General features: G+C 59.2%; 7 protein-coding genes and 1 tRNA gene. 2 read left to right on the top strand and 6 right to left on the bottom strand.

What is annotated here, in order from left to right; translation table 11 throughout:
- Positions 1-309, top strand: a 309-nt coding sequence (locus GA0061099_RS17435; RefSeq protein WP_208604913.1) for a transposase, incomplete at its 5' end; no start/stop codon positions are given.
- Positions 310-762: 453 nt separating this feature from the next.
- On the opposite strand, the gene GA0061099_RS17430 is transcribed toward GA0061099_RS17435, so the two are convergent.
- On the bottom strand, positions 763-1,482 hold the full coding sequence (locus GA0061099_RS17430) for a hypothetical protein (RefSeq protein WP_141697624.1): 720 nt from the start codon (positions 1,480-1,482) through the stop codon (positions 763-765).
- 1 nt (position 1,483) lies between these two features.
- The gene (locus GA0061099_RS17425) at positions 1,484-2,260 is read right to left on the bottom strand and encodes an ABC transporter substrate-binding protein (protein ID WP_036022982.1); all 777 of its coding nucleotides are present in this window, start codon (positions 2,258-2,260) and stop codon (positions 1,484-1,486) included.
- Positions 2,261-2,946: 686 nt separating this feature from the next.
- Between GA0061099_RS17425 and GA0061099_RS17420 the strand changes: the two genes are divergently transcribed.
- Positions 2,947-3,237 (top strand): hypothetical protein, encoded by a 291-nt coding sequence (locus tag GA0061099_RS17420; protein WP_141697623.1) that lies wholly within the window; start codon positions 2,947-2,949, stop codon positions 3,235-3,237.
- Between the two features lie 143 nt (positions 3,238-3,380).
- Here GA0061099_RS17420 and GA0061099_RS17415 read toward each other — a convergent pair.
- From GA0061099_RS17415 to GA0061099_RS17400, 4 genes are all read right to left on the bottom strand, one after another.
- Positions 3,381-3,457 (bottom strand) — tRNA-Pro (locus GA0061099_RS17415).
- 92 nt (positions 3,458-3,549) lie between these two features.
- Positions 3,550-4,035, bottom strand: coding sequence for a DUF192 domain-containing protein (locus GA0061099_RS17410; protein WP_035999663.1), 486 nt, complete (start codon positions 4,033-4,035; stop codon positions 3,550-3,552).
- 115 nt (positions 4,036-4,150) lie between these two features.
- A complete protein-coding gene (locus GA0061099_RS17405; RefSeq protein WP_035999666.1) occupies positions 4,151-4,813 on the bottom strand; it encodes a cold-shock protein in 663 nt (220 codons plus the stop codon).
- Positions 4,814-5,011: 198 nt separating this feature from the next.
- Complete coding sequence (locus GA0061099_RS17400) at positions 5,012-5,773, bottom strand: SIR2 family NAD-dependent protein deacylase (protein ID WP_035999669.1); 762 nt, start codon at positions 5,771-5,773, stop codon at positions 5,012-5,014.
- Positions 5,774-6,000: the final 227 nt, after the last annotated feature.

Raw genomic sequence — 6,000 nt, 5'->3', positions numbered from 1 at the left:
CTGCGGGCCAGCCGTATGGCCAAAGCTGCTGATCTCGTCGAGCAGGCGGTTCACGAGACGCTCGCCTACTATGCCTTTCCGGACATCCATTGGCGGAAGATTCGAACGAACAATCCGCTCGAGCGCATCATGAAGGAGATCCGGCGACGAACCCGTGTCGTCGGCGCCTTCCCCGACGGTCAATCCTGTCTCAACTTAGCGGCGGCCCGGCTGCGGCACATTGCCGGAACGGCGTGGTCGACCAAATGCTACATGAACATGCGACCGCTCTATCAGCCACAACTCTCTGAAACCGGAGCCGTCGCCTGATCAAAAGTGCGAAAGATTCTGGACAGTACCTTTCATCAAGCGCGTCGACATCGCCCAAGGATGCCCTGACGGTTGTCGAGAGCTGATCCAGCCCGACAGCTCCATTCGCGATCGCGCCATCAGATCGCAACGACGTCTTCAGGAACTCGATCGTCTCATCCAGAGAACCCACTACCGCGTTCAAGTCCGCGTGGAGCTGTCCAGCCGGCAGGGGGCGCGACGGATTCGCGTTCTGATAGCTCACATAATCGTATTGGCGCGTGTATTTGGTGGGATATGACATCTATCGCCGAGGGGGTGAGAGGAAATGCGCGGGATTGCGCGGTGGGTGCCGTCGGCGAAGCGGCGTAGACGTCCGTGAGATGAATTATGACTCTGGAGTAGTAAGCGGAAGGTTACGGCTCAACGATTATGAACTGCGGGGTGTGTGCCCCGAACGGCTCTAGGGCGATCTCAAGGCTGCTTGCGGAGACGAAACACTCCTTTGCAGGGCAAACTCGCCGATGACGACGAGCCGTCCAATAATCTCGAGTATGCCACTGAAATCGTGCAATCGAAGTTCTGAAAGCCACTCCCTAGCTCTTTCTTAAGCTGCGCGAAGCTCGCACTTTCCGGCATTAAGAACGTCGGCACGTACTTGTCCGTGAACATATTCTTCCTGAGAGATTCGAAGTCCGCTGGCGAGACCTTCGCATACGCCGCGGGAGCCTTGCCGAACATATCTCCGGGCAGATCATACCAAGACTTCGCTGCAACATCCAAAAGGCTGATCTCATCTTTCGCATTGGCGGCGATCGTTTTGTGCACCTCCCAAACCAAGTTATTCTTCGGTGCTGCACTCGTGATGCTGATCGTTTTTATCTCGATTGGGTTTGGCGTGAGGTTCCAAACAATGGTTTGACCGAAAGGATCGACGTTAGTTACGGTAATCTCGTGGCCGAAAAGGCGCTGCCAAGCCTGAAAACCGACGCTCGCAGTGAATGCCACGCCAGAAGCGACTAGCGTAAATACGCCCACTACACCGGCCCAGTATTTTAGTTCATTGCGCCACTGCGCCTGGTCGCTTTTGCAGGTCTTACAAACTGTGGCTCCGCTCAAAATCGGTTCGCGACAAGCGATACAACTTTGCGTTCCTGCCGGCAGGGTTTGGTCGGGAAAATCGAGGTTTGTCACGCTATTTGGGCCTCGGCATGCCACAAATGCTACAGCATTCGTTGCCGCCCGACTTCGAACAGGCGGTGTCACCGCAATTCGTCGGACAAGTAGTTCCGCATGAATCACTACAGCCAGCGGCATCAGGTCTAAATCGATAGACTACACGCCCGGTGTTATTTCCAAACTTGTCAAATCTGATCTGGTCGAGCTCCGCCGTGACCTGAACGTCGCGAAGAGCCCTGATAAGCTTTTCAGAAGAGGGCTCCGGAGCAAGCTTCATCGCATCGTGCAAAGTCCGTACTGCAAGTTTTATTTGCTTGCCGAAATCATCGGTACTTGGCGCGCGAATATAGAAGGTGGAAGCTTCCGCCTTATCGAGGACAAGATTTGGGTTCGCGCTTGTCAAGATCAGAGGCACCTTCGCATCATTGGCTATGGATATGCTGGAGATGTGAGGGCTGAAAACAACTGCGACACGCTCGTTCTGGATGGCCAGTCGGGTGTACATGGCGGCAACGTCCGGTTTGCCACCGGCATCGTAGGTGATGGTCTCAAGTTTGAACGTACTTGAGCCGACGCTGACATAACCGTTTGGCCAGGAGCGTTTAAATGCTTCCTGGTAAGCGGCGACGGCTTTCTGCCCTCGCTCTCCCAGTGGCCCGCTCAAGTCTTCGATAATCGCGATCTTGATTCTGTCGTCAGAAGACTGAGCTGCCGCAGGGACCAGATAGAGCGACAGCAGCAGTGCCCCAATGCAACTAAGAATGCCTCGCGGGAAATTTTTTAGGGAGGCCATGCTTCTCCTCCGAAGGTTTGAAAACGTTAATCGTAGGAGCACATCCTTGCCGTGTCTAGCCGAAAGCAGCTATCCGGCGTTGAAGGCGTGCCCGGAGGTTTTTAAAAACACAGAATTAGCGGAGCGGCCTTGCAGCCTCTGGACTAGTTGCGCGCGCCTCCCCCCAGGGGGTGGCCTCCGATCCGGTATCGCTCGGACTGCGCGGGTCCGATCAACGTTTGCAGTTGGTCAGTCTCGGCTCGCGCGCCGTCGTTATCCTCATTCACCGCGTTGTCAGCTTCTTAGCCCTGATCATTGCCACTAACCTATTGAGGTGCCGTAAGTCTTAGTGCGCGGTCGCGTGCGCTGCCGGAGCATTTCTTTGTATGGTTATGCGTGATTTGAAAATTCGACAAAAGCGCTGAAATCGAACAAATGCGCAAACCGATCAAGAGCTCAGCTGTCTGCTTTTACGTATTAGACTTTTCCAGACAAAACTTTCCTTGCTGAATTCTCGCCAGGCCTCATCCTGATCGCGGGTCGAAAGCCCGAACATCAGCCGATAGCCAATCCGGTCAGCGGCGATCACAAATCTTGTCCAGGGGCCGCGCGCGTATGTCCAAGGCGCACGCCTAAAGGTGCGCGGGGCCGTCTGATGTCGGTCATTTCGCCCCTGGACTGCTCATTTGCTCGAAAGGCAAAACATCATGCGCAACTCGACCGCCCTCCGCACCTCGCCCCAATCGACCAATCTTGGCACCCTGCTCGCTCGCCGCGAGACCGATCTCATTCTGGCAATTGAAGACGGAAACGCCCTTGTCCGCTGTCAGGTGAGCTCCGCGATCGCCACTGCTATGCTGGCGCCGCTCAAAGGCAGGGCCGCCGGCCAATTCCGCGCCCTGCCCGGCAACCTGGTCGAGATCGACGCCGCGGTGACCTTGCCGATGGCGCTGCGAATGATGGAAGCCAAAGCAGCAATGGAGAACACGCTGCACTGAGATCGACGCCTGCGGGCTACACAAAACCCGCCCGACTGACCTAAAATCCGCGCTCGTGCTTCCCCGGTGCTTCCCCGGTGTAGCGCGGGCGCAATCAGCATGTGAAAGGAGAAAAAATGTCGCCGCAGTTTCAGCGGGTTAGTTGGTCGGGGCAGCTGGATTCGAACCAACGACCTGCAGTACCCAAAACTGCCGCGCTACCAGGCTGCGCTATACCCCGAATGTCCGGCGAGCCCCGTCGATACACGCTTCCCGGAGCGCCAGCAAGCTTTCCAAAGCCGCCGGCCTGGGCCGCAATCGCCCCTGCCCGTCCTATTTGCCGCCGAACAGGGGGTGGCCGACGCGATCACCGGGGCGGATGCCGTACTTCTGCGCCGTCCCCGCCACCACCTCCAGCACGGCCCGGGCGGGTCCCCGGGAGGAGATGATCTTCGTCGACAACGGCTCGGTATTCTCCGCAATGCGCAGGATGCGGCCATCGGCGCGGATGAAGATCATGTCGAGCGACACATAAGTGTTCTTCATCCACATCGAGATTTCCTGCTCGGGATTGAAGTCGAACAGCATGCCTTTGCCGTCGGCCAATTCCTTGCGGTACATCAGGCCGGTCTCCTTCTCCTCCGGGGTCGTTGCCATCTCGACCGAGAACACCTGCACGCCGTTCTTGGTGACGATCTCGAGCGGCTGGAAGCTCGCGGCGCCGGCCGGCGCGCCGGCGACGGCCCAGCCGGCGATGACGAGGATGGCGGCCAGCCAGCCCTTCAGAGCGGACCAGGCGGCCTTTCGATCAGAATTCATCGGGGCTCTCGCGGCGTGGGACTTCAATCAGTCCTTACGCGGCGACCGCCGGAAAAGGAAGAGGCGCGCCGGACTTGCAGCGCGCCTCTGCTCACAATTGCTGGAAGTCATAGCCTTAGTGCGACTGCAATCCCGGCGATCCGGTCTCGGGATGGATCTCGGCCGCCATCATGCCCTTGGAGCCGGGCCCGAAGCGGACCAGCACATACTGGCCCGGTCTCAGCTCAGTCATGCCGAAGCGGCGTAGCGTCTCCATGTGCACGAAGATGTCGGGGGTGCCCTCGCCGCAGGTCAGGAAGCCGAAGCCGCGCAGCCGGTTGAACCATTTGACCTGGGCCCGTTCCAGCCCGCTGGTCGGGGTCACCGTGACATGGGTGCGCGGCGGCAGCATCTGCGCCGGGTGGATCGCGGTCGACTCGTCCATCGAAACGACGCGGAAGGCCTGGTAGCCCTTGGCGCGCTGGATGCACTCGACGACGATGCGGGCGCCCTCATAAGCGGTCTGGAAGCCGTCGCGCCTAAGCACGGTAACGTGCAGGAGCACGTCCGGCCAGCCGTTGTCGGGAACGATGAAGCCGTAACCCTTGGAGGCGTCGAACCATTTGATGACGCCGGTGACCTCGACGAGGTTGGCGCTGGCTTCGCCCAATCCGGTGAAGGGATTGAGCGCATTGTCGCGGCCGGCTCCGCCATGCTCGCCCGGCGTCAATCGCCCCTGCGAGGTGCCCTGTCCGGGAACTCCAAGCTTCTTGGACTCAAATCCGTCCGACGACCCCATAACCCCGGACCCCACACTGCCATGCAACCCGCCACATTGGCGGCGCTCGAATCACGCGCCTTAAGAGAATGTTCTCAATTCGACGCGACGCGAATCTTTCGACTCAAAAGATAACACTCCCGGTTGAGACGCATAGACAAAAAAGAGATTCGCCGGAACCTATGAACAGCTTGCACAGCCGCGAATCAAATTGATGCCTCAATTGCCGACAAAGGGCCCGAGAGTCTCTCCGATGTCGTGGTGGATGACGAGGTCGGCGATGTCGTCCTGCTCGGTCGGCTCGCGATTGATGATCACGAGACGTGCACCGGCGCGCTTGGCCATGATCGGAAAGCCGGCCGCCGGCCAGACCACCAGCGAGGAACCGATCGCGATGAAGAGATCGCAGGCTTGCGACAGCGCTGTCGCGCGCTGCATCTCCTCGTCCGGCATCATCTGCCCGAAGGAAATCGTGGCGGTCTTCACCGGCGCGTCGCAGGCGGTGCAGTCGGGCGCGATGCCATCGTCATCGAAACGGCGCTTCACCCAGTCGAGCGGGTAAACCTGCCCACATCCGATGCAGCGCGCATAGGTGGTATTTCCGTGAAGCTCAACCACGTGCTCCGGCGCGAAGCCGGAGGCCTGGTGCAGATTGTCGATGTTCTGGGTGATGACGGCGGGAACCTTGCCGGCGCGGTAGAGCGATGCCAGCGCCCGATGGCCGCGGCCGGGCTTCGCTGCGGCGAAGACCTCCTCCATCGCAAAGCGGCGGCGCCAGGATTCGTCCCGCGCTGACTGGCTCGCGACGAACTCGTCGAACGGGATCGGACGGTTACGCGTCCAAATTCCGCCCGGCGAGCGGAAGTCGGGAATGCCGCATTCGGTCGAGATGCCGGCACCGGTGAACGGCACGATGGTCCTGGCCTCGGCGAGCATGTCGCCGAGCCGTTCGATACCGCTCTGCAGATCCGATGCGATCAACCGCGCCTCCCGAATAGTTTGGCCTGACAGCAACATGCGCAAGCGGCAAGATCGTTGACGCTCTTATCAAGCGCCAACGCAATGCGCTCGGCAATTTCTTCCGACCTTCGCATATCACAATCCTGCAATGCCTCCTCCCCATTGACGCCCCATTCGGAAGTGCCAATGGATGTGTTGACGCGACTCAACGTGATTGCGGCGGCAGTGCTTGAGTTTCGGATGTGCAC

Source organism: Bradyrhizobium yuanmingense (genome assembly GCF_900094575.1).
GTDB classification, from domain to species: Bacteria; Pseudomonadota; Alphaproteobacteria; order Rhizobiales; family Xanthobacteraceae; genus Bradyrhizobium; species Bradyrhizobium yuanmingense.
Note: the sequence above shows the minus strand (reverse complement) of the source record. Positions and strands in the feature narration are given on the sequence as shown.

What these genes read in the sequence shown, in the direction of transcription:
- GA0061099_RS17425 (WP_036022982.1), bottom strand. Translation starts at nt 2,260, where the DNA reads ATGGCCTCCCTAAAAAATTTCCCGCGAGGCATTCTTAGTTGCATTGGG.
- GA0061099_RS17405 (WP_035999666.1), bottom strand. Translation starts at nt 4,813, where the DNA reads ATGGGGTCGTCGGACGGATTTGAGTCCAAGAAGCTTGGAGTTCCCGGA.
- GA0061099_RS17420 (WP_141697623.1), top strand. Translation starts at nt 2,947, where the DNA reads ATGCGCAACTCGACCGCCCTCCGCACCTCGCCCCAATCGACCAATCTT.
- GA0061099_RS17410 (WP_035999663.1), bottom strand. Translation starts at nt 4,035, where the DNA reads ATGAATTCTGATCGAAAGGCCGCCTGGTCCGCTCTGAAGGGCTGGCTG.